General features: G+C 62.7%; 26 protein-coding genes. 18 read left to right on the forward strand and 8 right to left on the reverse strand.

Annotated features, from left to right (window positions below; all coding sequences use genetic code 11):
• Positions 1 to 6: 6 nt before the first annotated feature.
• The 5 genes from HGI47_RS02090 (at position 7) to HGI47_RS02110 (ending at position 2,952) form a co-directional block, all read left to right on the forward strand.
• On the forward strand, positions 7 to 321 hold the full coding sequence (locus HGI47_RS02090) for an RNA-binding S4 domain-containing protein (protein ID WP_168851100.1): 315 nt from the start codon (positions 7 to 9) through the stop codon (positions 319 to 321).
• A gap of 14 nt (positions 322 to 335) precedes the next feature.
• Positions 336 to 674 carry a ferredoxin FdxA gene (fdxA, locus tag HGI47_RS02095; protein ID WP_168851101.1) on the forward strand — a complete coding sequence of 113 codons (339 nt, stop codon included), beginning with the start codon at positions 336 to 338 and terminating at the stop codon, positions 672 to 674.
• A gap of 336 nt (positions 675 to 1,010) precedes the next feature.
• Positions 1,011 to 1,535, forward strand: coding sequence for a CarD family transcriptional regulator (locus HGI47_RS02100; protein ID WP_168851102.1), 525 nt, complete (start codon positions 1,011 to 1,013; stop codon positions 1,533 to 1,535).
• 167 nt (positions 1,536 to 1,702) lie between these two features.
• Positions 1,703 to 2,476, forward strand: a complete 774-nt coding sequence (locus HGI47_RS02105) for a head GIN domain-containing protein (protein ID WP_240949919.1) — start codon at positions 1,703 to 1,705, stop codon at positions 2,474 to 2,476.
• 125 nt (positions 2,477 to 2,601) lie between these two features.
• Entirely contained in the window at positions 2,602 to 2,952 is a 351-nt protein-coding gene (locus HGI47_RS02110) for a hypothetical protein (protein WP_168851103.1), read from the forward strand.
• 132 nt (positions 2,953 to 3,084) lie between these two features.
• On the opposite strand, the gene HGI47_RS02115 is transcribed toward HGI47_RS02110, so the two are convergent.
• Positions 3,085 to 4,032 (reverse strand): L-threonylcarbamoyladenylate synthase, encoded by a 948-nt coding sequence (locus tag HGI47_RS02115; protein WP_168851104.1) that lies wholly within the window; start codon positions 4,030 to 4,032, stop codon positions 3,085 to 3,087.
• Positions 4,033 to 4,094: 62 nt separating this feature from the next.
• Between HGI47_RS02115 and HGI47_RS02120 the strand changes: the two genes are divergently transcribed.
• Both HGI47_RS02120 and HGI47_RS02125 read left to right on the forward strand, forming a co-directional pair.
• Positions 4,095 to 5,813: an acyl-CoA dehydrogenase gene (locus tag HGI47_RS02120; RefSeq protein WP_168851105.1), complete on the forward strand. Its 1,719-nt coding sequence runs from the start codon at positions 4,095 to 4,097 to the stop codon at positions 5,811 to 5,813.
• Positions 5,810 to 6,625 carry a DUF815 domain-containing protein gene (locus HGI47_RS02125; RefSeq protein ID WP_168851106.1) on the forward strand — a complete coding sequence of 272 codons (816 nt, stop codon included), beginning with the start codon at positions 5,810 to 5,812 and terminating at the stop codon, positions 6,623 to 6,625. The genes HGI47_RS02120 and HGI47_RS02125 overlap by 4 nt, the downstream gene beginning before the upstream one ends.
• Positions 6,626 to 6,668: 43 nt before the next feature.
• Here HGI47_RS02125 and HGI47_RS02130 read toward each other — a convergent pair whose 3' ends face one another.
• Positions 6,669 to 8,129, reverse strand: a complete 1,461-nt coding sequence (locus tag HGI47_RS02130; protein ID WP_168851107.1) for a sorbosone dehydrogenase family protein — start codon at positions 8,127 to 8,129, stop codon at positions 6,669 to 6,671.
• A gap of 88 nt (positions 8,130 to 8,217) precedes the next feature.
• Between HGI47_RS02130 and HGI47_RS02135 the strand changes: the two genes are divergently transcribed.
• Together HGI47_RS02135 and HGI47_RS02140 are read left to right on the forward strand one after the other, a co-directional pair.
• Positions 8,218 to 8,700 (forward strand): GAF domain-containing protein, encoded by a 483-nt coding sequence (locus HGI47_RS02135; RefSeq protein ID WP_168851339.1) that lies wholly within the window; start codon positions 8,218 to 8,220, stop codon positions 8,698 to 8,700.
• Positions 8,701 to 8,816: 116 nt separating this feature from the next.
• The gene (locus HGI47_RS02140) at positions 8,817 to 9,533 is read left to right on the forward strand and encodes a glycine zipper 2TM domain-containing protein (RefSeq protein ID WP_168851108.1); all 717 of its coding nucleotides are present in this window, start codon (positions 8,817 to 8,819) and stop codon (positions 9,531 to 9,533) included.
• 72 nt (positions 9,534 to 9,605) lie between these two features.
• On the opposite strand, the gene dcd is transcribed toward HGI47_RS02140, so the two are convergent.
• The 4 genes from dcd to HGI47_RS02160 form a co-directional block, all read right to left on the reverse strand.
• Complete coding sequence (gene dcd / locus HGI47_RS02145) at positions 9,606 to 10,160, reverse strand: dCTP deaminase (RefSeq protein ID WP_168851109.1); 555 nt, start codon at positions 10,158 to 10,160, stop codon at positions 9,606 to 9,608.
• Between the two features lie 130 nt (positions 10,161 to 10,290).
• On the reverse strand, positions 10,291 to 10,728 hold the full coding sequence (locus HGI47_RS02150; protein WP_168851110.1) for a cytidine deaminase: 438 nt from the start codon (positions 10,726 to 10,728) through the stop codon (positions 10,291 to 10,293).
• Positions 10,725 to 11,450 carry a glycoside hydrolase family 25 protein gene (locus tag HGI47_RS02155; RefSeq protein WP_168851111.1) on the reverse strand — a complete coding sequence of 242 codons (726 nt, stop codon included), beginning with the start codon at positions 11,448 to 11,450 and terminating at the stop codon, positions 10,725 to 10,727. Before HGI47_RS02155 ends, HGI47_RS02150 begins: the two co-directional genes overlap by 4 nt.
• 30 nt (positions 11,451 to 11,480) lie before the next feature.
• Positions 11,481 to 11,963 (reverse strand): UPF0262 family protein, encoded by a 483-nt coding sequence (locus HGI47_RS02160; protein WP_168851112.1) that lies wholly within the window; start codon positions 11,961 to 11,963, stop codon positions 11,481 to 11,483.
• Between the two features lie 168 nt (positions 11,964 to 12,131).
• Between HGI47_RS02160 and HGI47_RS02165 the strand changes: the two genes are divergently transcribed.
• From HGI47_RS02165 to rpoZ, 3 genes are all read left to right on the forward strand, one after another.
• On the forward strand, positions 12,132 to 13,232 hold the full coding sequence (locus tag HGI47_RS02165; RefSeq protein ID WP_370521597.1) for a GGDEF domain-containing protein: 1,101 nt from the start codon (positions 12,132 to 12,134) through the stop codon (positions 13,230 to 13,232).
• Between the two features lie 80 nt (positions 13,233 to 13,312).
• Positions 13,313 to 14,824 carry a replicative DNA helicase gene (locus HGI47_RS02170; RefSeq protein ID WP_168851113.1) on the forward strand — a complete coding sequence of 504 codons (1,512 nt, stop codon included), beginning with the start codon at positions 13,313 to 13,315 and terminating at the stop codon, positions 14,822 to 14,824.
• Between the two features lie 89 nt (positions 14,825 to 14,913).
• Complete coding sequence (gene rpoZ / locus HGI47_RS02175) at positions 14,914 to 15,258, forward strand: DNA-directed RNA polymerase subunit omega (RefSeq protein WP_168851114.1); 345 nt, start codon at positions 14,914 to 14,916, stop codon at positions 15,256 to 15,258.
• Positions 15,259 to 15,313: 55 nt separating this feature from the next.
• Here the strand turns inward: rpoZ and HGI47_RS02180 are convergent, their stop codons facing one another.
• The gene (locus tag HGI47_RS02180) at positions 15,314 to 15,697 is read right to left on the reverse strand and encodes a nuclear transport factor 2 family protein (RefSeq protein WP_168851115.1); all 384 of its coding nucleotides are present in this window, start codon (positions 15,695 to 15,697) and stop codon (positions 15,314 to 15,316) included.
• A gap of 78 nt (positions 15,698 to 15,775) precedes the next feature.
• Entirely contained in the window at positions 15,776 to 16,474 is a 699-nt protein-coding gene (locus tag HGI47_RS02185) for a dienelactone hydrolase family protein (RefSeq protein ID WP_168851116.1), read from the reverse strand.
• A 121-nt stretch (positions 16,475 to 16,595) separates the two neighbouring features.
• Between HGI47_RS02185 and HGI47_RS02190 the strand changes: the two genes are divergently transcribed.
• The 6 genes from HGI47_RS02190 to HGI47_RS02215 all read left to right on the forward strand — a co-directional run bounded on the left by HGI47_RS02190 (position 16,596) and on the right by HGI47_RS02215 (position 22,736).
• Entirely contained in the window at positions 16,596 to 16,856 is a 261-nt protein-coding gene (locus tag HGI47_RS02190) for a DUF6489 family protein (protein ID WP_168851117.1), read from the forward strand.
• A gap of 31 nt (positions 16,857 to 16,887) precedes the next feature.
• A complete protein-coding gene (gene mnmE / locus HGI47_RS02195; protein ID WP_168851118.1) occupies positions 16,888 to 18,237 on the forward strand; it encodes a tRNA uridine-5-carboxymethylaminomethyl(34) synthesis GTPase MnmE in 1,350 nt (449 codons plus the stop codon).
• A gap of 236 nt (positions 18,238 to 18,473) precedes the next feature.
• Positions 18,474 to 20,333: a tRNA uridine-5-carboxymethylaminomethyl(34) synthesis enzyme MnmG gene (gene mnmG, locus HGI47_RS02200; RefSeq protein WP_168851119.1), complete on the forward strand. Its 1,860-nt coding sequence runs from the start codon at positions 18,474 to 18,476 to the stop codon at positions 20,331 to 20,333.
• A complete protein-coding gene (rsmG, locus tag HGI47_RS02205; protein WP_168851120.1) occupies positions 20,330 to 21,010 on the forward strand; it encodes a 16S rRNA (guanine(527)-N(7))-methyltransferase RsmG in 681 nt (226 codons plus the stop codon). Before mnmG ends, rsmG begins: the two co-directional genes overlap by 4 nt.
• A complete protein-coding gene (locus HGI47_RS02210) occupies positions 21,007 to 21,783 on the forward strand; it encodes a ParA family protein (protein WP_168851121.1) in 777 nt (258 codons plus the stop codon). Before rsmG ends, HGI47_RS02210 begins: the two co-directional genes overlap by 4 nt.
• Positions 21,780 to 22,736, forward strand: a complete 957-nt coding sequence (locus HGI47_RS02215) for a ParB/RepB/Spo0J family partition protein (protein WP_168851122.1) — start codon at positions 21,780 to 21,782, stop codon at positions 22,734 to 22,736. Before HGI47_RS02210 ends, HGI47_RS02215 begins: the two co-directional genes overlap by 4 nt.
• Positions 22,737 to 22,808: the final 72 nt, after the last annotated feature.

Genomic DNA, 22,808 nt, shown 5'->3' on the forward strand with positions numbered 1-22,808 from the left:
CTCCGCTTGCGGATCGACAAGTTCCTGTGGTTCACCCGTTTCGCTGGCAGCCGCAACCTTGCGCAGGATTGGGTCGTCGCCGGTCATATCCGCCTCAACGGTCGCCGCATCGAACGGTGCAGCGCCAATGTAAAGTTGGGCGACGTGCTGGTCCTGCCGATGCGCAGCCGGGTCACCGTGATCGAGGTTCTGGGGCTCCCCGCACGGCGCGGTCCGGCGCTTGAAGCGCAGGCCTGTTATCGCCTGCTCGATACAAGTCGTGACGATGCGCTTGACGCAGCGGGGGAAACGCCTCTAGCACGGCCTCAAACGAATACCTGAGGGATCTAATCGCCATGACCTATGTCGTCACCGACGCCTGCATCCGCTGCAAATTCATGGATTGCGTCGAGGTCTGCCCCGTTGACTGTTTCTACGAGGGTGAGAACATGCTGGTGATCAATCCCAGCGAATGTATCGACTGCGGCGTGTGCGAACCCGAATGCCCGGCAGAGGCGATCCTGCCCGATACCGAATCCGGTCTTGAACAGTGGCTCGAACTTAACGCCAAGTATTCGGCTGAATGGCCGAACCTCACCGCCAAGAAGGACGCTCCGGCCGACGCTGACGAGCACAAGGGCGAAGAAGGCAAGTTCGACAAGTACTTCTCGCCCGAACCTGGCGAAGGCGACTGATTCCAGTCGTTTACCGCGGGCATTGTGCTGCGCGCGCGGTGCCTGAAAGCGCGGCCTGAAGCGGATGTTGCGCCGTTTCGGGGGCAGCAAACGATTTCCGCTGCACTGCCGCACGTTCAGGGGTGGTAATTTTGTTGCTGAACTGCTATGTAGGTGGTCAAGCGCCGGTGGGCTTTTGCCTGTCCGGCGTCTTTGCACCACGAAAACGGCAGGACAACACAGGCAATCGGATCGCAAGCCCTGCATGACCGTCCGAGTGGCGGCCACACACCTTTTCCCCAAAAGGTCACGCTTGCTTCCCTTTCGCCCGCCCTGCCCGCGTCGAAAGGATTACCAATGGCAGCCAAGGCTCTCGCCTTCGATGTTGGGGACTACGTAGTTTATCCGAAGCACGGTGTCGGCCGGGTGGTCGAACTTCAGGACGAAGAAATTGCCGGCATGAAGCTGCAGCTCTATGTGCTGCGCTTTGAAAAGGAACGCATGACGCTGCGCGTTCCCGTGAACAAGGTTGAAGCCATCGGTATGCGCAAGCTGTCGTCTGACAAGACGCTGCGTGAAGCGCTCGATACGCTCAAGGGCAAGCCCAAGGTCAAGCGCACCATGTGGTCGCGCCGTGCCCAGGAATACGAAGCAAAGATCAATTCGGGCGATCTGGTATCCATCGCCGAAGTCACGCGCGATCTGTTCCGCGCTGACGATCAGCCGGAACAGAGCTATTCCGAACGCCAGATCTTCGAAGCTGCCTCCTCGCGCCTCGCGCGCGAACTCGCCGCTATGGAAAAGACCGACGAACCGGCAGCCCTCAAGAAGATCCTCGCGATCCTCAACGAACACGCGCCCAAGTATTACGAAACGGCCTGATCCGTTCCGCCATAGCGGCTTATGCAAAAAGGGGCCTCCGGGAAACCGGGGGCCTTTTTTGTTGGCAACCGGCCCAGCCGACCAACACCTTTTCCAAATCCATGAACGACTTGGCCCTGACCGTCGCACCGTGTTATATCGGCAATACAGTCAGGAGAGATCGTGCCATGCTGAACAATTTCGTCCGTGCCGTTGCAGGCGTTGCCATGTTCGGATTAGCCACTGCGCTTGCCGGGTGTGACGCCGGAAACGTGTCGTTCAATGGCAAGGAAGGCGTTCCGCTTGCCGATCTGGACCTCACTGGTCCCGCACCCACCGCGATTACCCTGCTGGGGCCTGACAACGTGCGCGTCACCCGTGGTGATAAGCTGGCGATTACTGTCGAAGGGGCCGATTCGGACAAACTCCGCTTCGCCCTGTCCGAAGGCCAGCTTGGTATCGCGCGTGAAGGCTGGAAGATCGGCCAATCCTCAAGCACCGCCACCGTAAACGTCACTCTGCCCCTGCTCAGCGAAGTGGTATTGGCGGGTTCGGGCAATCTCACCGCTGACCAGATGGGCGGAGAAGCGGCCAAGATCGTCATCGCAGGGTCCGGCGCGGTCGAAGCGCGCGCCATCGATACGACCAAACTTGGCGTCGATGTCGTCGGTTCGGGCAAGCTGCGCGCTGCGGGCAAGGCCAAAGAATTGAAGATGACGGTTGCGGGCAGCGGCGATGCCGAGATGGACGGATTGAATGCCGATGTGGCGAAAGTCGATGTGGCAGGTTCGGGCAACGCGCGCTTTGCATCAAACGGTATCGTCGATGCCAACATCATGGGATCGGGCGAAGTCCGCGTCTTCGGCCGTGCCACCTGCAAGGTCAGCGCCATGGGTTCGGGCAAGCTGGTCTGCGCCAATGGCGTGACGCCCGATAGCGATGAAAGCGAAGCTGCGCAGTAACGAAACCTGACTCCCCTCCCGCAGGCGGGAGGGGCTGGGGAGGGCATGTTGCGCTACGCACGTCTCCCCCGAACCGGCGCAACTCGTTCTTGCCAAGCCTCTCGGACAATGGGATTTTCCTCTTCATGGAAAAGCCCCTGCCCTTTGCAACGCTGATGTTATCGGGCCTGATGCTGTCAGGCTGCGTGGCCAAATCCGCGTTTGATCTGGCCACTATGCCGGTCCGGGCCGGGGCAAGAGCGGTCAACACCACTGCCGACGCTTATGATCGCGTCACCGTCAGCCAGTCTGAACGCGATCAAAAGCGCGGTCGCCAGATTCGCCAGCGGGAAGAACGCTACGGTCGCCTCTCCCGCGATTATGACCGCGCCCGCGCCGATTGCCGCGAAGGTGATGATGACGCCTGCGATGATGCCCGCCGCCTCTACCGCGAAATGGACCTGCTCCGCGCCTCGGTGCCCTACGAGCCGGAGTAGTTGGCCAATCGTTTCGTCATTCCCGCGAAGGCGGGAATCCAGTTTCTATAGTTGCGCTGCTTGGAGCATTTTGCATTTGAAGCGCGGCGAATGCTGGATTCCCGCCTTCGCGGGAATGACGATCCAGAAGGCTTATGCCGCCGCCCGCTTCAACCGGTCGTTGATCGCAACCCCAATGCCTTCATCAGGCACTGGTGCAATTGCGATCCGCGCGTGAGGCGCACCCGCGCCCAGATGCAGACAAGCATAAAGCCGTGCAGCCGCCTCGGCCAGATCGCCCGCCGCCGATAGCGAAACGTCCCCGTCCACCGCGCCAAAGCCAATCATAAACTCCTCGTCGTGCGCGCTGGCTGCATTCAGCCGCACCGGCTTGCCCGGCGCATAATGGCTTGCCAACTGGCCGGGCGCTTCGATCCGCGTCGATGACACTGCTGCCCTATCCTTGCCCAGCACCGCAGTGATTTGCGCTTCGGTGATGGGGCCGGGCCGGAGCATGGCCCACGTGCCATCATTGCGCAGGCCGATGATGGTCGATTCGATTCCCTGTTCGGTTTCGCCACCATCGAGAATCAGATCCACCCGATCTCCCAGCGATGCGGAAACGTGCGCGGCGCTGGTCGGACTCACCCCGCCGCTGCGATTCGCTGATGGCGCGGCGAGCGGTAATCCACAGGTTTTCAACAGGGCCTGGATAACCGGATGGGCCGGGCAGCGCAGCGCCACCGTGGGCAATCCCGCGCTCACCGCTGCGGCCAGTCCCGCATCTTCGCGGCGCGGCAGGACCATCGTCAGCGCCCCCGGCCAGAACGCCTGGGCTAGCGTCTTCGCGCGTTCGTCAAACAGCGCCAGACCTTCCGCCGCCGTAACGTCAGGTATGTGCACGATCAGGGGGTTGAAATCGGGTCGCCCCTTGGCGCGATAGATGCTCGCCACAGCGGCATCGTCATCGGCCCGGGCAGCAAGGCCATAGACTGTTTCGGTCGGCACGGCCACGGTGCCGCCGCGCTCGATAACCTGTGCGGCAGCGCCAAGTGCCTGACTGTCGGGCATTTGCACTTTCGAAGGCTTTGTCGGGTCCATAAGGCTTCGCTATAGGGAGCGCGCGTGCCCGCGCCAAGCGCCGGACGAACAGGAGAGGACCGATGAGCTTCACCCCGCCCACCGCCGATCAGATACTTGCGATCAAGGTCAGCGCCGGTATCGATGAAATCGCGCAGCACGAACGCTTTGCTGCCGCCACGCCCGATCTGGTCGAAGCTATCGTCGAAGGCGCAGGCGCATTTGCCGCAGGCGAATGGGCACCGCTCCACCGTGCTGGCGATCAGATCGGCGCGAAGTGCAGCGATGGTGCGGTTACGCTACCGCCGGGGTATGTAGAAGCCTACAAGGCTTTCGTCGAACAGGGGTGGAACTCCATTGCCGGGTCGCCCGACTTTGGCGGGCAGGGTCTGCCCTTCACGCTGGCGACCGTGGCGCTCGAAACACTGGGCGCGGCCAACATGGGCTTCACGCTCCTGCCCATGCTCACCGTCGGCGCGATTGAGGCGCTCGAACATCACGGCAGCGATGCGCAAAAGGCGCTCTACCTGCCAAAGCTGATCTCCGGCGAATGGTCGGGCACGATGAACCTTACTGAACCGCAGGCCGGGTCAGACGTGGGGGCGCTGCGCACCACTGCAACCCCGATCAGCGATGGCCCGCACGCGGGCAAGTATCGCATCAGTGGCACCAAGATTTTCATCACCTTTGGCGAACATGACGCGGCGGACAATATCATCCACCTGGTCCTTGCCCGCACGCCCGGCGCACCCGACGGCTCGCGCGGCATTTCACTGTTCATCGTGCCGAAGTTCCACGTGGAACAGGACGGATCGCTTGGCGGGCGCAATGATGTTCGCTGTGTTTCCATCGAACATAAGCTCGGCATCCACGCCTCGCCCACCTGCGTCATGTCCTATGGCGACAACGGCGAATGTATTGGCGAGATGGTTGGTCATGAAAACGGCGGCTTGCGCGCCATGTTCACGATGATGAACTCTGCCCGCATCAATGTCGGCAGCCAGGGCGTGCAGATTGCCGAACGCGCGTTGCAGCAGGCCGTCGGCTATGCACGTGACCGTGTGCAGTCCGCCCGTGCAGGATCGCCAGACAAGACTCCGGTTTCGATCATCGAACACCCCGATGTGCGCCGCATGTTGATGCGGATGCGCGCCCTGACCGAAGGCAGCCGTGCCCTGCTCTATTACACCGCGGGGCAGGTTGATCGCGGTGCCTTGGGGAATGAAGCCGCGCAGAAGCGCGCCGAACTGCTCGTGCCCATGCTTAAGGCATGGGGCACCGACATTGGCTGCGAAGTTGCCAGCCTTGGCGTGCAGGTCCACGGCGGCATGGGTTTCATCGAGGAAACCGGCGCGGCCCAGCACCTGCGCGATGCCCGCATCGCCCCGATCTATGAAGGCACCAACGGCATTCAGGCCGCCGATTTGGTCACCCGCAAGCTTGGTTATGACAACGGCGGCGTGTTGCAGTCGCTGATGGCGGAAATCGCGTCAGAGATGGAAGACGTCCCGGAAGTCGCCGCTCTCGCGAAGGATGCTGCCGCCATCGGCCAGTGGATGAGTACTACCGCGAGTCTGGACGACAAGCTGGCCGGATCCGTGCCCTTCACCACGATGTGCGCCGTCGCCGTCGCCGGGTGGCAGCTTGCCCGCCAGTCGCGCGCGTCAGACCTTCATGCCAAGATCGCGGTAACCAAGTTCTTCAACCGCGTGATCGTGCCCGAAGCGCGCGGCCTTGGCTCGTCGGCAATGGCTGGTGCTGCACTGCTTTACGATCTCGATACCGAGGCCCTGATTGGATGAGCGAAGCCCTGCTTACCCGCATTGCCGCAGCGCTCGAACGCCTCGCCCCGCCGCAGGCCGACAGCGCCGATTGGCGCACCTCCCCCGCCTATGTCTGGGACGGCAAGGCCGCGCGCGGTATCGATCCGTTGGAAGCTCCTGCGCTCGATCTGATGCAGGGGATAGACAAGCAGAAGGCCGCCGTGGTCGAAAACGTCGCGCGCCTTTCGCGCGGGGCTGCCGCGCACGACATGCTGCTGTGGGGCGCGCGCGGCATGGGCAAGTCTGCCCTGCTCCGCGCTGCAACGCTGGCGGCGCAGAAGGCAAACCCCGGTTCCATCGCGCTGGTGCAGGCCAGCCCGGATGCGGGCCTTGCCGATCTTTTTGCGCGTCTGCGCCAGATCGACCGCCGTTTCCTCGTCTTCCTCGATGATCTTGGCTTTGACGCAGGCGATTCAGACGGCGCGCGCAAGCTGCGTTCGTGGCTCGAAGGCGGCGTCGAAGCCCGCCCGGCCAACGTGCGCCTCGCGGTAACCTCAAACCGCCGCGCCATCGTGGAGCGGCATTTGTCCGAACAGGACGATCCGATCAATCCGCGCGATGTGGTGGATGATCGCCTCGCGCTGGCCGACCGCTTCGGCCTCAGCCTCGGCTTCCACAACTGCACGCAGGACGATTATCTGGCGATCATCGCAGGCTACGCAGCCCACTTCGGCCTGACCTATGTCGAAGCCGATGCCCTCGAATGGTCAAAGCGTCGCGGCGGCCGCTCAGGCCGTGTCGCGTGGCAATATGTCAACGAACTCGCAGGCCGCGCGGGCCGCTCGCTTTAATCTCTGGCTCCCCTCCCGCAAGCGGGAGGGGGTGGATAAAGCCCTACCGCTCCGGCTTCACCAAGTCCGAATCCGCATTCGGCTTCATGATGAACTTGCCGGTCCCCTTGCCCTGCGGCGGTGCCGTGCGCTTGGGCAGCGGTGCAATCGCAGCAGAAGGTTGGGCCCCCGGAGCGGTCACCCGCCAGATCACGCCGCCGGTATCATCGCTCACCAGCAGCGCGCCATCCTTGGCAAAGGCTACCCAGGTTGGGCGACCACGCGCGGCATCGTCCGCGTTGAGGAACCCGGTCAGCACCGGCACCGGCGGCTGCGCCAGCACGTTGCCCCGCTCGTCGAACTTCACGAACACCACGTCATAGCCCGCCAGCGGACGGCGGTTCCACGAACCATGTCGCGCCACGAAGGCGCCGTTCTGGAAGGCCGCACCCATCAGGTTGCCCCCCTTCGCAAAGGTCAGCCCCAGCGGCGCAACGTGCGATCCCAGCGCGTAATCGGGCTTGCGCACGTAATCCAACAGGTAATCCGGCATCGGCGCCTTCACCCGCCAGTCGATGTTTTTCTTCCAGTAGACCCACGGCCAACCGAAGTTCGAACCGAACGGCACGCTGGCCAGATAGTCCGGCACCAGATCGGGCCCGAGCATGTCGCGCTCGTTCACCGTGGTCCACAGCTCCTCGGTGTGCGGGTTGAAATCCAGTCCATTGGGATTGCGCAGGCCGCCCGCATATTCGACCGACTTCTTCTTTGCGAAGTCATATTCGTGGATCGACGCGCGGCCCGCTTCCGCTTCGATCCCGCCCTCGGCAATGTTCGATGCCGAACCAACCGTGACATAAAGCTTCGCCCCATCGGGCGAGAGCAGCAGGTTGCGCACCCAATGGTTGCCGCCGCCCGGCAGGTCCATCAGCTTCTCCGGCGTGACGGTCAGCGCCGTTTGACCCGGTTCATAGGCGAAGGAAACCACCGCATCGTGATTGGCCACCAGCAGGCGCCCCTCGCGGAAGGCCATGCCTGCGGGCGAATTGAGCGCCGGGTTCTCCATCACGAAGCGCTGTTCCGCCGTGCCATTTCCGTCCGCATCGCGCAGCAGCACGATCTTGTTGGGCGAAGGCCCGCCTGCGCCCACTTTCCTGAACAGATAGCCCATCACCATGCCGGTGATACCGCTTGATTCGCGCGGAGGAGAATTGGTTTCGGCCACGAGCACGTCGCCATTCGGCATCGTGTAGATCGTGCGCGGATGATCCAGCTTGTCGGCAAATCGGGTTACCGCAAGCCCCTGTGCCGCAACCGGCGCTTCGCCATCTTTCCAGCCCACCGGATCGGCGGTCTTGATTGAAGGGATGGTCTGCTTGTCCGGCTCCGCCAGCTTGGGTTTAGGCCCAGTTGTGTCATTCAGCGCAAACTCGGCGGCAGGCCCCCGGATCGACCAGGCAACCCATGCCCCGACAATGGCGACGAACACGACGAGCGTGATCAGGATCTTCTTGATGATGTTCATGCTCCCAAATCTAGGCCTGCTGCCGCCTCAGGGCAATGGCCCGAACATCATCGCGACATATCGCCCTGCGTGGGCTAAACCACGCGCCATGTTCACGTTCGCCCCCACCGAAGGCCAGTCCAAGGCCGATCTTCACGCAGACCTCCTCTCCGCCGCCCGCGCGCTTGTCGAAAGCGAGCCTGATGCCGTCGCCAACATGGCCAATCTCGCCGCGCTGATCTGGCAATTCCTGCCCGATCTCAACTGGGCCGGATTCTATCGCATGGTGGATGGTGAACTCGTGCTCGGCCCGTTCATCGGCAAGCCCGCCTGCATCCGCATTCCCTTGGACAAAGGCGTCTGCGGCACCGCTGCTTCCACCGGAGCGACCCAGCTTGTGCCCGATGTCCACGCCTTCCCCGGCCATATCGCCTGCGATGCGGCAAGCCGGTCGGAACTTGTCGTCCCGGTGATTCGCGATGGCGCGGTAATCGCGGTGATCGATCTCGACAGCCCCTCCCCCGCCCGCTTCGATGAGGCCGATGCACGCGGGATCGAAGCGCTCGCTACGGCCATTGCGCCCCATATCTGAAACGAACTGGCCCGTTTCGGGACAGGCGGGACTCTGGCTCTGCCGAAACCTTGGTTTCCAGCGGCTCATGATGGTAAGTTTGCGGTTAACGACCATTCCCAACAGGGGGAATCCGCATGTTTGCCCGCCTTTCCATCGCCGCGCTGATCCTCGGCGCTACTGCATCGCCCGCGCTCGCCGGTGACCATCACCCCGCCGCGGGTGTCCCCTATGCCCACGGCGCGGCGCACGGGCCGATCTACTATCCGCCGATGGCTGGCCCGCCCTACCCCACCGTGGTGATGACGCAGCCGCAACAGGCCTACCCCCAGAACTGGCAAGCCTATCCACCGGTCGCGCAGCAAGGCTATCCCATGCCCGATCCGCGCTGGGGCGAAATGAATGAACGCTGCGCCAGGGTCTATGGTGATCGCCATGTTGGCGGCACTGCCCTTGGCGGCGTTATCGGCGGCGTGGTGGGCAATCGCGTTGCCGGCAAGGGCAATCGCGTGCTCGGCACCGTGGCTGGCGCAGCGGTCGGTGCTATCGCGGGCAACATGATCGACAAGGGCGAAGACAAGGCCCTGCGCCGCGAATGCGACGATTACTTTGCCTCGCTCCCGCCGCAGGGTGCCGCACCCGGCGCTTATCCGGGGGCCTACCCCGGCTACCCGCCCGCACCTTATGGCTACATGTGGGTTCCGGTCGTCACCGGCCCGCAGAAACCCTGCGTGGAAACCACCGTGGTCACTGAAAAGTGGGTCGATGTCCCGGCCCGCCGTCGCGTGATCCACAAGCGGACGAAGATCGTGCCTGACAAGCGCGTAAAGGAAAAGCGCGTCTACACCGGCTGATCTGCCGCAGCGCGAACTTCAAAAAAGCCCGCCCTCCGCAAGGAAGGCGGGCTTTTTTCACAAGTTCGGTTTTCAAAGGCGGGGAAGCGTCACCCCACGCTGGCCCATGTATTTGCCCGCACGGTCAGCATAACTCACCTCGCACGGCTCGTTGCCCTGCAGGAACAGGAACTGGCACGCGCCTTCGTTGGCATAAATCTTGGCGGGCAGGGGCGTGGTGTTGGAAAATTCCAGCGTTACGTGCCCTTCCCAGCCCGGCTCCAGCGGCGTCACGTTCACGATGATGCCGCAGCGCGCATAAGTGCTCTTGCCAAGGCAGATCACCAGCACATCGCGCGGCACGCGAAAGTACTCCACCGTCCGCGCCAGAGCGAACGAATTGGGCGGAATCACGCAAACGTCGGTCTGGCGGTCCACCAAGCTCGCCCCGTCAAAGTTCTTTGGATCGACCACGGCAGAATCGACATTGGTAAAGATCTTGAACTCAGGCGCCACCCGCGCGTCATAGCCGTAGGACGACAGGCCATAGCTGATGCAGCCGTCCCGCCGCTGGTTCTCCACGAAAGGCTCGATCATGCCTTCGTTCAGCGCCTTGTCGCGGATCCACTTGTCGGAAAGAATGGCCAACTGGCTCTCCCTTGAAATGCTCTTCTTCGCCCTCCCGCTTGCGGGAGGGCCGCGAGACTTGGGCTTGCGCAGCAAGCCTTAGTCGCAGCGGGGTGGGCACAACCGCAAGGCATGTGTCACCGCGAAACCTCTATGCCAGATTCGCAGGCCCGAACGCATTGGGCAAGAGCACCGACAACCGCATTTCCACGGTTTCGTCCGCCCCCACGCACAGCACCAGCGGATCGGTCCCGCCCAGCGCGGCCAGTTCGTTCACCACCTGCCGGCAGCGTCCGCAAGGGCTGATCGCCGCTTCCACCGCGCCACCCATGCCGCCCAGCACCGCCACCGCCAGCAACCCCTTACGCCGTCCGGCTTGCGATGCACTCGCGCAGGCTACCGTCTCTGCACAGAGCGACAGACCATAGGACGCATTCTCGAAGTTCGCGCCGGTCACGATCGCGCCGTCATCGAACAGCAGCGCCGCACCCACATGAAAGCCGGAATAGGGTGCATAAGCGGTGTCCATCGCCGCACGCGCCGCCGCGATCAGATCGTCCCGCTTTTGCGCAATCAGGGCATCGTTCATTGTTGCACCACCACCCAATGCAGGGGCGTGGCGGCTGCATTCAGCCGCAACCGGCTGCTGGCGGTCCACATCACCCAGGGCCGTCCGGCATAGGACGGTTCGATAAAATCCTGCTCCACCCAGATATTGCGGTCGATCCGCGCAGCAAGGTGGAATTCCTTTTCGATAGAGCGCGACACCATCAGGATCACCGGCTTTTCGGCGTGCTTTTCCACCTGATTGAGAAACGTAGTCAACTCGCTCTGCATCTGCGCTTCGCCCGGAACTTCGGGGCAAGTGCGCGATGATATGTCGATGCGGATGGCAGGTGGCAGCATGTCCTTGTCACGTGGCACCAGAGTCACGAAATTCGCGGCTTGCGCATCTGCCGGGGCGCACAGATCGTAAACATGAACAGCGCCAGCCTGCATTCCGCGCGCCCGCGCCGCCGCCACGCCATCGGCGAAGGCCATATCGCGCGTGCTGGTGCCTTCGCTTGCCGTCAGATAGGCAAAGTCTGCGCCCGCCGCGCGCAACAGCCGCCAGTCTACCGCGCCGTTGTCATCGCTCAGCCACACGCCCTGCACCGGATAGTCCTTGCGGTCGGGCAGCCATGTGCGGGCTTTCCACCAGCCGAATCCGCCTGCGATCAGTGCGGCCAGCAGCAGCACCGCCAGAAGGCGGCGGCGTAAACTGCTTTGGCGCCTGCCCGCCGGGCGCGCTGCGCTGCGTGTCTTGGCCATGTTGAATACTGCGTCCCGATTTTTTGATCTTCAGCCCCTGATATGCAGCACGCAGATCAGGGTAAAGAGCCGCCGGGCCGTGGCGAAATCGGTTTCGATCTTGCCGTCCAGCCGTTCCAGCAGCGTATCGGCAGCGTCGTTATGAATCCCGCGCCGCGCCATATCGATGGTTTCAATCTCCATCGCGGTCGCCTTGCGGATCGCCTGATAATAGCTGTCGCAGATCGCAAAGTATTCGCGGATCGGGCGGCGGAACCGGCCCAGCCCCAGAATCACCGTTTCCAGCGGACTGTCATCTTCGCCGGAAACCGCCAGAATCAGCCGTCCATCGTCCACGGACAGCCGCAAACGATAGGGGCCTTCGTGCCCGGCCTCGAAAGCGCGCAATGGTTTGAAGGTGTTTTCCTCGATCAGATCGAAGATCGCGATGCGCCGTTCCTGCTCGATATCGGCGTTACGCCAGATGATCGTCGCGTCGTCCAGTTCGATATGAGAGATGCGCGGGTCTGCCATCAGAAACCCTGTGTTGCAGAGCAGCGCGGATCGCACAAGAGGGGCGACAATGGCCCCGGATCGGGCCAATCTCCCGGCTGATCTGGTGAATCTACGTATCCCGCTTGCCAGACCACCGCAGCCCTCTCCCGGTAAATCGCGTCGAATGGACAACAGGGGAGATTCGTGGTGGGAATCGAGTTTGAGGGCGGATCGCGCTTCTTCCGCCTTTTCGGCAGTGGCAAGGATACCGACGCCGGGCGCGACGTTACGCCGACAGCCGTGCCTGGCGCTGCGTCGGCCAATGCCGCACACGCGATTCTCATGCAGGACATATCGGATTTCCTGCTCGGCAACGGTTTGGCGGTAACCGCCAACAACCTCCTCGCTGCCCACGCGGCCTTTTCCGGCGAAGATGCCGCACTGGCCCGCAAGATCGTTGATCGCCGCAGCGCAGGCCTGCCGATTACGCAGGAATGGCTTGACCAGAACCGCGCGGCAGACGGTTTGCAGGAAAGCGTCAAGAAGATCGTCGGCGCGCTCGAAACCTCGCTGGAAACCTTCACCCAGACCACGCGCTCGGCCCATGCCGCCGCGGAAAACTACAATTCGCAAATCGCGCAGCAGGTTTCCGCTGTGCCGGACTCCGCCGATCCCACGGCGATGGTCGCCGCGCTCGAAGGCATAGCGCAGGAAATGATCGCCCGTGGCAATGAATTTGCTGCCGAAATGAAGCGCAGCGAGGCTGAAACGGAAAGCTTGCGCAAGGAACTCGAAAAGGCGCGCCACGATGCCGATGTCGATCATCTCACCGGCCTGCCCAATCGCCGCGCCTTCGAAGGCCTGCTCGACCGGCATTTCCGCGAAGCGCGGCAAGAGGCCGAAAACCTCTGCGTTGCCTTCTGCGATATCGATCACTTCAAGCGCGTTAACGATACCCACGGCCACGATACCGGCGACCGGGTGATCCGCGCCATCGGTGAAGCGCTCGCCCGCATCACTAACGACAATTGCCACGTTGCGCGGCAGGGCGGCGAGGAATTCGTGATGCTGTTTCGCGGCAAGACGCCGCAAGAGGCGTGGGACAAGCTCGACGCCGTGCGCGAAAATTTCGGTGCACGAAATTTCGTCAACCGCTCGACCGAGGAACCCATTGGCCAGATCACGTTTTCGGGCGGGATCGCCGATGTCTTCGCCTATGCCAACCCTCGCGATGCGCTGAAAGCGGCAGACGAAGCACTCTATCGCGCCAAGGAAGAGGGCCGCAACCGCATCATGCTGGCGGGGTAGGGGGGCAACTCTTATCCAATCCCCGCTATCCACACCCCGCAGCCGTTGCCGCGCGGGGCAGGGTGGGGCACTATGCGCCCATGTCCGCCAGCGAAGCCATCCTCACCCGCGAACCGTCCGAGATTCGTGCGCTCCCCTCAAACGTTGAAGCGGAAGCGGCCTTTCTCGGCGCGGTCCTGATCGACAATCGCATCCTCGAAGAACTGCAGACCCCGCTAAAGCCTGAACACTTCTTCGCCGCCGTCCACGGTCGTGTGTTCGAACGCATTCAGGCGCTGATCGATCGCAAGGCGGTGGTCACGCCCGTCACGCTCAAGCCCTATTTCGAAAGCGATGAAGGGCTGAAAGAACTGGGCGGCGTCGCCTATCTCGCCCGCCTCACGTCAGACGGGCAGGGCCTGCTCAACCCGCGCGAACTGGCCGAACAGGTCTATGACCTTGCCCTGCTGCGCGAACTGATTTCGGTGGGCCGCAACCTCGTCGAAGGCGCGCTCGACACCAGCGATTCGGTCGCCCCGCTCGAACAGGTCGAAAAGGCCGAAGCAGCGCTCTATGCCGTGGCCGAAGGCGCGCAGACCGGAAGCGAGGCGCAAAGCTTTGCGCAAGCCACCCGCGCCTCGCTCGAAATGATCGAAAAGGCGCTGCTTTCGGGCGGCCACATTTCGGGCAAGACCACCGGCCTCACCTCGGTCAACGAAAAGATCGGCGGTCTCCACGATTCGGACCTTATCATCCTCGCCGGGCGTCCCGGCATGGGCAAGACCTCGCTCGTCACCAACATCGCCTTCAACGCCGCCGATCGCCTCCGCCGCGACATGGCCGATGGCATCGCGCTCAAGGATTCGGTCGGCGCAGGGGTCGCCTTCTTCAGTCTGGAAATGAGCGCGGACCAGCTCGCCACCCGTATCCTTGCCGAACAGTCGGGCATCAGTTCCGAAGCCCTGCGCATGGGCCGCATCAGCCGCGAGGATTTCCAGCAGCTCTCCTTCGCGAGCCAGCGCCTTGCCGAACTGCCGCTCTATATCGACGATACCCCCGCGCTCACCATCGGCAGCCTTCGCGCCCGCGCTCGCCGGTTGAAGCGCCGCCACGACATCGGCCTGATCATCGTCGACTACCTCCAGCTCCTCCAAGGGTCGGGCCGCAGCGACAACCGCGTCAACGAAATCTCCGAAATCTCCCGCGGCCTCAAGACCCTGGCCAAGGAACTCGCCGTCCCGGTGATCGCGCTCTCCCAGCTCTCCCGCGCGGTCGAACAGCGCGACGACAAGCGCCCGATGCTGTCAGACCTTCGCGAATCCGGCTCCATCGAACAGGACGCCGACATGGTGTGGTTCGTCTTCCGCGAAGACTATTACGTCGCCGCCAAGGAACCGAAAGTCCCGCAAGGTAACGACGATCCCAAAGTGCAGGAAGCCCACGCCGCCTGGCAGGCTGAAATGGAGCGCGTCTACGGCCTTGCCGAACTCATCGTCGCCAAACAGCGCCACGGCTCCACCGGCAAGGTCCGAATGCGCTTCGAAGCCCGCATCACCCGCTTCTCCGACCTCGCGCCTGATGACATGCGCGCCGCCTACAGCAATGATGAATAAGCGGCGCGTCCATACCAATCCTTGACTTTTCCACACCCCCGGCCTAGCTGCGGCTCTTTCCAGATCCTTTTGTTTATCGGAGTGCCCGGATGGCGCGCGTTACCGTCGAAGATTGCGTCGACAAGGTTCCCAATCGTTTCGATCTCGTCCTGATCGCGGCAGAGCGTGCCCGCGCGATTTCCGGCGGCGCGGAACTCACTGTTGATCGCGATCGTGACAAGAACCCCGTCGTCGCCCTGCGCGAAATCGCGGAAGAAACCGTGCGCCCCGCCGTGCTCAAGGAAAACGTGATCCAGTCGCTCCAGCGCGTCCTGCCGGATGACGATGACGAAGTTGATGAAATCGGCTCGCTCTCGCAGTCGGCCGAAGCCCTGCGCATCACCGCTGCAGCACCGGTGCGCAACACTTCGCTGGGTGCCGATTACGACGGCTGATTGGCCGTAAAATCAACACTTTATGAAAAGCCCGCAGTGAAAACTGCGGGCTTTCTCATGTGTTCTCCAGTTGCACCGCCATCAGTTCCCAAACCTTGTTGATCGCCTTCAGCGGTCGCACCATCACCTTGAAGTCCACGATCCGCCCTTCCAGATCGAAGCGGATCAGGTCGATGCCGTTGACCTTCAGCCCGTCCATCTCGCATTCGAACTCAAGGCACGCTTCCGGCCCGTCCACCAGTTCGCGCACATAGCGGAACGTACCGTTGCCGAAGACTTGGCCCGCAGCGGTCAGATACATCAGCACCTTTTCGCGCCCCGCCTGCGGCGTGTGCACCACGGGCGAATGAAACACCGCGTCATCGGCCACGAGTTCATCAAGCAGCGCCGCCTCGCCGCTCACCATGTACCGGTGCCAAGCTGCCAGACCCAGTTTCATCGCCATTCTCCCGTTGCCTGTTATCGTTGTGGGGCAGGGGAGCCGCACCCGCCTTGATCGTGCGCAACTCCCCCAAAATCACCCCAGATTTTGCGCAAAAAAGTCCCGCGTCCGCCGATCGGCCAGGACTGCGCCGTCCTCATCCCGGCGGCTGCCCATCTCGGCGGCAAAGCCGTGATCCAGCCCTTCGTAATCGAACAGCGTCACCTTGGGGTGGGGGTCGAGCGCCTCGTGAATCGCTGCCTGTGCTTCCGGCCCCACGAAATGGTCGGCAGTGGGGATGTGCAGCATCAGCGGATTGGCAATGGCGTGCGATTCGCCCAGCATCTGGTCGATCATTACCCCGTAATATCCCACCGAAGCGTCAATATCGGTCCGCGTTGCCGCCATATAGGCCATCCGCCCGCCAAGGCAGAACCCGACCAGTCCCACCTTGTCGATGCCTTCATACCCGCGCAAAAACCGAATCGCGGCCTCGATATCCTTCACGCCCTTGTCGGGATCATATTGCCCGAAATAGCCGAACGCTTCCTGCATCTGATCGGGCACATCAGGATCAAGCTGCACGCCGGGGGCAAACCGCCAGAAGATATCGGGAGCCAGCGCCATATAGCCCTGATCGGCCCAGGCCTCGCACTTGTGGCGAATGCCGGGATTTACGCCGAAAATCTCCGGCACCACGATGATCGCCGCGCGGATCGGTCCATCGGGCGTCGCCAGATAGCCTGGAATATCACCTTCGCCATCCAGCGCGGCAAACGTAACTTTCTCGCCCATTGTCATTCATCCTGTGTTTCAAAGGAGTTGGTCGAAAACCATGTTGGCCCTGACAATGGACTTTGCCAAGCGCACATGACAGTCTGCCGCCATTGATCGGGCGCAGCGTGAGGAAATGCCGATGAAAGTTACCGTCGAAGTCGATTGCTCCCCCGAAGAAGCCCGCCGCTTCCTTGGTCTGCCCGATGTATCGAAAGCCAACGATGTTTATGTCGATACCGTGGCCAAGGCGATGCAGGGCGCCAGCAACATCGACCAGTTGCAATCCTTCGCCAAGCAGATCGCCCCAATGGGCGAAATCGGCCTGAAGCTGTTCCAGAATTTCATGGAGCAGGGCGCTATGGGGGCGATGGGCAGCAATTCAAAAAAGCCCAAGGACTGACGTTTCGTTTGAACATGTGTAGGGGAGGGGCGTGACCGACACGATCTTCGCCCTCTCCTCAGGCCAGCCTCCCGCCGGCATCGCCGTCATCCGCATCAGCGGCCCCCAAGCTGGTCCCGCACTCGAAGCGCTCGCCGGAAAGCGCCCCGCGCCACGCCGCGCCACGCTCGCCACGCTGGCCGATCCCCAGACTGGCACTCATCTTGATCGCACGATGGTCCTCTGGCTACCTGGTCCCGGCACGGCCACGGGGGAGGACAGCGCCGAACTTCATCTCCACGGCGGTCGCGCAGTCGTCGCCGCAGTCGAATCCGCGCTCGCTACACTGCCCGGCCTGCGCCGCGCACAGCCGGGGGAATTCACCCGCCGCGCCTTCGCCAATGGCCGGATCGACCTTGCGGAGGCTGAAGGCTTGGCCGACCTGCTCTCCGCCGAAACCGAACTGCAACGCCGCGCCGCGCTGGCAATGGCCGAAGGCGCGCTTTCACGTGAAGCCGAACGCTGGCGCACGGCCCTGCTGCAACTGTCCGCTCGCCTCGAAGCCGCACTCGATTTTTCGGATGAGGATGATGTTGAGGAAGGGGAGTCGACCTTGCCCATCGGCTTCACCGCCGATTGCGCTGCGCTCGGCCAAAGCCTTGATGCATGGCTCAACCGCCCCCGCGCCGAACCGCTGAAAGAAGGCTTCCGCGTCGTCCTCGCCGGGCCACCCAACGCCGGAAAGTCCACCCTGTTCAACGCCTTGGTTGAACAGGAAGCGGCGATCACCGCTGCCGAACCCGGTACCACACGCGATGTGCTCATTCACGCCTGCGCGCTCGATGGCGTGCCTTTCCTGTTCGTGGACACAGCAGGCCTGCGCGATGAGGGGGCAGGCGAAATCGAACGCATCGGCATCGCCCGCGCCCGCGCCGCTGCCGAAAAGGCGGACCTTATTCTCTGGCTTGGTCCAGAAGGCGAGGGGCCAGTCCCTCTCACTCCGCCAGTCCCTCTCCCTTCGTCATTCCCGCGAAGGCGGGAATCCAGCCCGCTATGGGAAGTCTCCGCGCGCGCCGACGATCCTGCCGCTCCCCGTAAATCCGCTTCGGCGCTCCACCTTTCGGCGCGCACCGGCGAAGGCATGGCAACCTTGCGCAAGGCGCTGATAGATCACGCCCGCCAGTCGCTCCCCGCCCCCGGAGAGGCAGCACTCAACCAGCGCCAGCACACTTTGCTTGGCGAAGTCGCACAAAGTCTCCATCAGGCCACTACCGAACGTGACCCTTTGCTTGCAGCGGAAAACCTCCGTTTAGCCCGGCGCGCGCTCGACGCGCTGATCGGACGCACCAGCACCGAAGACATGCTCGACACCCTCTTCGGCAGGTTCTGCATTGGCAAGTAGTGTTCCACGTGAAACATCTGCTTATCACTTCGTCATTCCCGCGAAGGCGGGAATCCAGTTTTATCGTCCGAGCTGGATTCCCGCCTTCGCGGGAATGACGAAGGCCTATTGGGCTCACGCAAGCCCCCTCCTCTTCAGAGGAGGGGGGTGGTGGCTCGCACCAACCACAACGTTCCACGTGAAACACATCCTCTCAAACCTTTGACCCCAATCTCCAACTCGCGTATCGCGCACCGATGCACCATTTCGACATCATCGTGGTCGGCGGCGGACACGCCGGCGTCGAAGCTGCCGCCGTTGCAGCCCGCATGGGCGCGCGCACCGCGCTAGTCTCGTTCGATCCTGCAACCATCGGGGCGATGAGCTGCAACCCTGCCATCGGCGGCCTAGGCAAAGGCCACCTCGTGCGCGAAGTCGATGCCTTTGACGGACTGATCGCCCGCGCCGCCGATGCTGGCGCCATCCACTACCGGATGCTCAACCGGTCAAAGGGCAGCGCTGTGCAGGGGCCGCGCGTGCAGGCAGATCGCAAGCGCTTCAAAGCTGCGATCCAGCATATGATTGCCGCGCAACCTAACCTCACGGTGATCGGGGGAGAGGCAGCCGCGCTCCACATGGAACAGGGCGCTGTCGCCGGCATCGATCTTTCCGATGGCACGCGGCTGCGGGGCAGGGCGGTTGTGCTCTGCACCGGCACGTTTCTCGGCGGGCGTCTGTTCCGTGGCGAAGAGCGGATGGACGGAGGCCGCATTGGTGAGGATTCCGCGCACAGGCTCGCCCAGCAATTGCGCGCTGCCGATCTGCCGATGGCGCGGCTGAAGACCGGCACCCCGCCGCGCATCGATGGCCGCACCATCGATTGGGCGCGGCTGCCCGAACAGCCAAGCGATGCCGATCCGTGGGTTATGTCGCCGCTCACGCCATCGCGTCCACTGCCGCAGGTGTTCTGTACCATCGCCCGCACCAATGAACACACCCATGATATCATTCGCGGCGGGCTTGATCGTTCGCCACTGTTTACCGGCGCGATTGGGGCGCAAGGCCCGCGCTATTGCCCGTCTATCGAGGACAAGATCCACCGCTTTGGTGACCGGGACGGGCATCAAATCTTTCTTGAACCCGAAGGGTTAGACGATACCGCCGTCTATCCGAACGGCGTTTCCACCTCGCTTCCCACCGATGTGCAGGTGGCGATGATCCGGTCGATGGAGGGGTTGGAACAGGCGGTAATCACTGTTCCCGGCTATGCCGTGGAATACGATCACATCGATCCGCGTGCGCTGCGCCGCAGCCTCGAAGTGAAGGCTATTCCCGGCCTTTACTGCGCCGGACAGATCAACGGCACCACCGGATATGAAGAAGCCGCCGCGCAGGGCCTCATCGCTGGCATGTATGCCGCTGCCTCGGTGTTGGGTCGCGATGCGCCCGAACTGGATCGCGCCAATTCCTACATGGCGGTGATGGTCGATGACCTGACGCTTCACGGCGTCAGCGAACCCTATCGGATGCTCACCGCGCGTGCCGAATATCGCCTGCGCCTGCGCGCCAACAATGCCTCCACGCGGCTAACGCCGCTTGGCCTTGCGGTCGGCTGTATCGGGAAAGAGCGTCGTCGCTGGTTCGAATTCCGTCTTGCGCAACGGCAGAGCCTTGAAAGCGCTCTGGCGCAGCAGGCAACGCCTACTGAACTCAACCGTGCGGGAATGCCGGTTCGCGCCGATGGTACACGCCGCCCGTTGAACGAATGGCTGCGCTTCCCTGAAGTCACGCTTGGTTCGCTTGGCGCTTGGTTGGGCGATGAAGCCTTCGATCCGCAACTGGCCGAAGAGGTGGAGGAAGACGCCGCTTATGCGCCCTACCTCGTGCGCCAAGATGCCGAATTGCGCGATCTGCGGGCGTCCGACGCGATGCAACTGGGGGAGGGCTTTCCCTTCGCAGAGGTTCCCGGCCTTTCACGTGAAATGGTCGAACGTCTGGATAAAGCGCAGCCCGATACGCTCGCTGCCGCCGGACGCATAGCCGGGATTACCCCTGCGGCGCTGGCCAGCCTGCTGGTTCATGCGCGCCGCCGCAACAGTTCGGACGTAGCGGTATGAGCGTTCTAGTGACTGAAACAGAGGCTCAGGATTGGCTGCGCGACAAGCTGGGCGTCAACGCATCGGGCATGGATCGGCTGTCGCGTCTGGTCGATCTCCTGCTTGAGGAGAACGAGCGCCAGAACCTCGTGGCGCGTGGCACTTTGCCGCATGTGTGGGTTCGCCACATTGTTGATTCGGCACAACTTCTTCATGTTTCACGTGAAACATTGCCTGCGGGCGAATGGCTCGATCTCGGCACGGGCGCGGGATTTCCAGGCTTGGCAATTGCGGCGCTTCAGCTGGACCGCCCCGTCACCCTTGTCGATTCGCGTCGCTTGCGCACTGAATGGTTGCAGCGTGCGGCTGATGCACTCGGCCTCGCCAATGTTCGTGTCGTCCTTTCGCGGGTCGAGGACTTGCCTTCCGGTCCACACGCCGTGATTTCGGCCCGCGCATTTGCGCCGTTGGACAAACTCGTGACTCTTTCCGCGCGCTTTTCCACACCAGACACGCTCTGGCTGTTGCCGAAAGGGGCAAGGGCAGCGCAAGAATTGCAGATGCTCCCCGAATCATGGAATCACCTGTTCCACGTGGAACAATCGCTCACCGATGCGAACGCCGGCATCATCACCGGCCGCCTCCTCGGCGAAAAAGCAGCTCCTGCGCATGTATTTCGTCAACGAGGCCATAAATGATCACCATCGCAGTCGCAAACCAGAAAGGCGGCGTGGGCAAAACCACGACGGCGATCAACATCGCCACCGCGCTTGCCGCTACTGGCTGGAAGTCGTTGCTGATCGATCTTGATCCGCAGGGCAACTGCTCCACCGGCATCGGCATCTCCGCCGGAGAGCGTGAGCGGTCTTCGTATGATCTGCTGATCGATCAGGCAGCGGTGGCGGACTGCGTTGTGCCGACGCGGATTCCGGGGCTCGATATCGTACCCGCCACGGTTGATCTTTCCGGTGCCGAAGTCGAACTCGTCAGTGTTGAAGATCGCACGCATCGACTGCGCAAAGTGCTGAATGGTGATACCGGGCACGACATCTGCCTGATCGATTGCCCGCCGTCGCTGGGCCTGTTGACGCTCAATGCGCTGACGGCGGCGGATACGATTCTGGTGCCTCTACAGTGCGAGTTTTTTGCGCTCGAAGGATTGAGCCAGTTGCTGCAAACCGTCGAGCGCGTGCAGGAGCGGTTCAATCCCGATCTGGGCATCCTTGGTATCGTGCTGACGATGTACGACCGGCGCAACCGGCTGACCGATCAGGTGGCTGATGACGTGCGTTCGTGCCTGCGCGACCTGGTGTTCGATAGCGTGATCCCGCGCAACGTGCGCCTGTCCGAAGCGCCGAGCCACGGGCTTCCCGCGCTGATCTATGACCATGCCTGCCCCGGATCGCAGGCCTATATGAAATTGGCGCGCGAGCTGATTGGCCGGTTGCCTGAACGGAGAAAAGCGGCATGAGCGGCGAGGACGCAGCGGCAGAAACGGCGGTCAAGGCACCGGCACGGCGGACCGGGCTGGGCCGGGGGCTGGGCGCGTTGATGGGCGAAGTCCGGCGCGAGGAGCCGATTGCGCGGGTTTCCGTGTCTGGCACTGATGCCGCAGAGGCGCGCGATGGCGGGCTGGCGCTGCTGTCGGTCGCATCGATTGAGCCGCACCCCGATCAGCCGCGCCGCCATTTCGATGAGGATGCGCTGGAGGAACTGGCGCAGTCCATTGCGGCACGCGGGGTCATTCAGCCGGTGGTGGTGCGCCCGCTGGGTGGCAACCGCTTCCAGCTTGTAGCGGGCGAACGGCGCTGGCGGGCGGCGCAGAAGGCGCGGGTTCACGAAATTCCCGCCATTGTCCGCAAGCTGGATGATCGCGACGTGGCCGCACTGGCGCTGATCGAGAACTTGCAGCGCGAAGACCTGAATCCCGTCGAAGAAGCACAGGCTTATCAAAGACTTGCTGATAGCGAAGGGCTGACGCAGGCCGAGATCGCCAAGTTCGTGGACAAATCCCGCAGCCACGTGGCCAACATGATGCGCCTACTCGGTCTCCCCGAAGAAGTGCTGAACATGGTGGTGCAGGGCGGGCTGTCGATGGGCCACGCCCGCGCGCTGATCAACGCGCCGGACCCGGCTGGACTGGCGCGGGAGGTTGTGGCCAAGGATCTTTCGGTACGCGATGCCGAAAAGCTGGTTCGCAAGGCTACGCGCCCGGAGGGCACGCGGCGACAGGCACGGGCGGGCCGCGATTCGGTGAGTGCGGCTGATCTGGCCGCGATCCAGCAGCATCTGGAAGACTTTCTGGGGCTGAAAGTGGCGATCCAGCCCGATGCAGATCCGGCGAGCGGTGCTGTGACGATTCGTTACAAGAACCTTGATCAGTTGGATCTGATTTGCCAGCGGCTTACCGGCGGAGAGTTTTAAGGCTTTGATATAAAGTCATTAATATGGCCACATGACATGTTTGATCATGCCCAAATGGGCATTAATCAGTCA

Origin of the sequence: Novosphingobium sp. ERN07, from assembly GCF_012641335.1 — a bacterium.
Classification (GTDB): domain Bacteria; phylum Pseudomonadota; class Alphaproteobacteria; order Sphingomonadales; family Sphingomonadaceae; genus Novosphingobium.

What these genes read in the sequence shown, in the direction of transcription:
- HGI47_RS02170 (WP_168851113.1), top strand. Translation starts at nt 13,313, where the DNA reads ATGTCCGCCAGCGAAGCCATCCTCACCCGCGAACCGTCCGAGATTCGT.
- HGI47_RS02185 (WP_168851116.1), bottom strand. Translation starts at nt 16,474, where the DNA reads ATGGGCGAGAAAGTTACGTTTGCCGCGCTGGATGGCGAAGGTGATATT.
- HGI47_RS02150 (WP_168851110.1), bottom strand. Translation starts at nt 10,728, where the DNA reads ATGAACGATGCCCTGATTGCGCAAAAGCGGGACGATCTGATCGCGGCG.
- fdxA (WP_168851101.1), top strand. Translation starts at nt 336, where the DNA reads ATGACCTATGTCGTCACCGACGCCTGCATCCGCTGCAAATTCATGGAT.
- rsmG (WP_168851120.1), top strand. Translation starts at nt 20,330, where the DNA reads ATGAGCGTTCTAGTGACTGAAACAGAGGCTCAGGATTGGCTGCGCGAC.
- HGI47_RS02140 (WP_168851108.1), top strand. Translation starts at nt 8,817, where the DNA reads ATGTTTGCCCGCCTTTCCATCGCCGCGCTGATCCTCGGCGCTACTGCA.
- HGI47_RS02105 (WP_240949919.1), top strand. Translation starts at nt 1,703, where the DNA reads ATGCTGAACAATTTCGTCCGTGCCGTTGCAGGCGTTGCCATGTTCGGA.
- HGI47_RS02135 (WP_168851339.1), top strand. Translation starts at nt 8,218, where the DNA reads ATGTTCACGTTCGCCCCCACCGAAGGCCAGTCCAAGGCCGATCTTCAC.
- HGI47_RS02100 (WP_168851102.1), top strand. Translation starts at nt 1,011, where the DNA reads ATGGCAGCCAAGGCTCTCGCCTTCGATGTTGGGGACTACGTAGTTTAT.
- rpoZ (WP_168851114.1), top strand. Translation starts at nt 14,914, where the DNA reads ATGGCGCGCGTTACCGTCGAAGATTGCGTCGACAAGGTTCCCAATCGT.
- HGI47_RS02110 (WP_168851103.1), top strand. Translation starts at nt 2,602, where the DNA reads ATGGAAAAGCCCCTGCCCTTTGCAACGCTGATGTTATCGGGCCTGATG.
- mnmG (WP_168851119.1), top strand. Translation starts at nt 18,474, where the DNA reads ATGCACCATTTCGACATCATCGTGGTCGGCGGCGGACACGCCGGCGTC.
- HGI47_RS02160 (WP_168851112.1), bottom strand. Translation starts at nt 11,963, where the DNA reads ATGGCAGACCCGCGCATCTCTCATATCGAACTGGACGACGCGACGATC.
- HGI47_RS02120 (WP_168851105.1), top strand. Translation starts at nt 4,095, where the DNA reads ATGAGCTTCACCCCGCCCACCGCCGATCAGATACTTGCGATCAAGGTC.
- HGI47_RS02180 (WP_168851115.1), bottom strand. Translation starts at nt 15,697, where the DNA reads ATGAAACTGGGTCTGGCAGCTTGGCACCGGTACATGGTGAGCGGCGAG.
- HGI47_RS02215 (WP_168851122.1), top strand. Translation starts at nt 21,780, where the DNA reads ATGAGCGGCGAGGACGCAGCGGCAGAAACGGCGGTCAAGGCACCGGCA.
- HGI47_RS02155 (WP_168851111.1), bottom strand. Translation starts at nt 11,450, where the DNA reads ATGGCCAAGACACGCAGCGCAGCGCGCCCGGCGGGCAGGCGCCAAAGC.
- HGI47_RS02210 (WP_168851121.1), top strand. Translation starts at nt 21,007, where the DNA reads ATGATCACCATCGCAGTCGCAAACCAGAAAGGCGGCGTGGGCAAAACC.
- HGI47_RS02190 (WP_168851117.1), top strand. Translation starts at nt 16,596, where the DNA reads ATGAAAGTTACCGTCGAAGTCGATTGCTCCCCCGAAGAAGCCCGCCGC.
- HGI47_RS02125 (WP_168851106.1), top strand. Translation starts at nt 5,810, where the DNA reads ATGAGCGAAGCCCTGCTTACCCGCATTGCCGCAGCGCTCGAACGCCTC.
- HGI47_RS02115 (WP_168851104.1), bottom strand. Translation starts at nt 4,032, where the DNA reads ATGGACCCGACAAAGCCTTCGAAAGTGCAAATGCCCGACAGTCAGGCA.
- HGI47_RS02130 (WP_168851107.1), bottom strand. Translation starts at nt 8,129, where the DNA reads ATGAACATCATCAAGAAGATCCTGATCACGCTCGTCGTGTTCGTCGCC.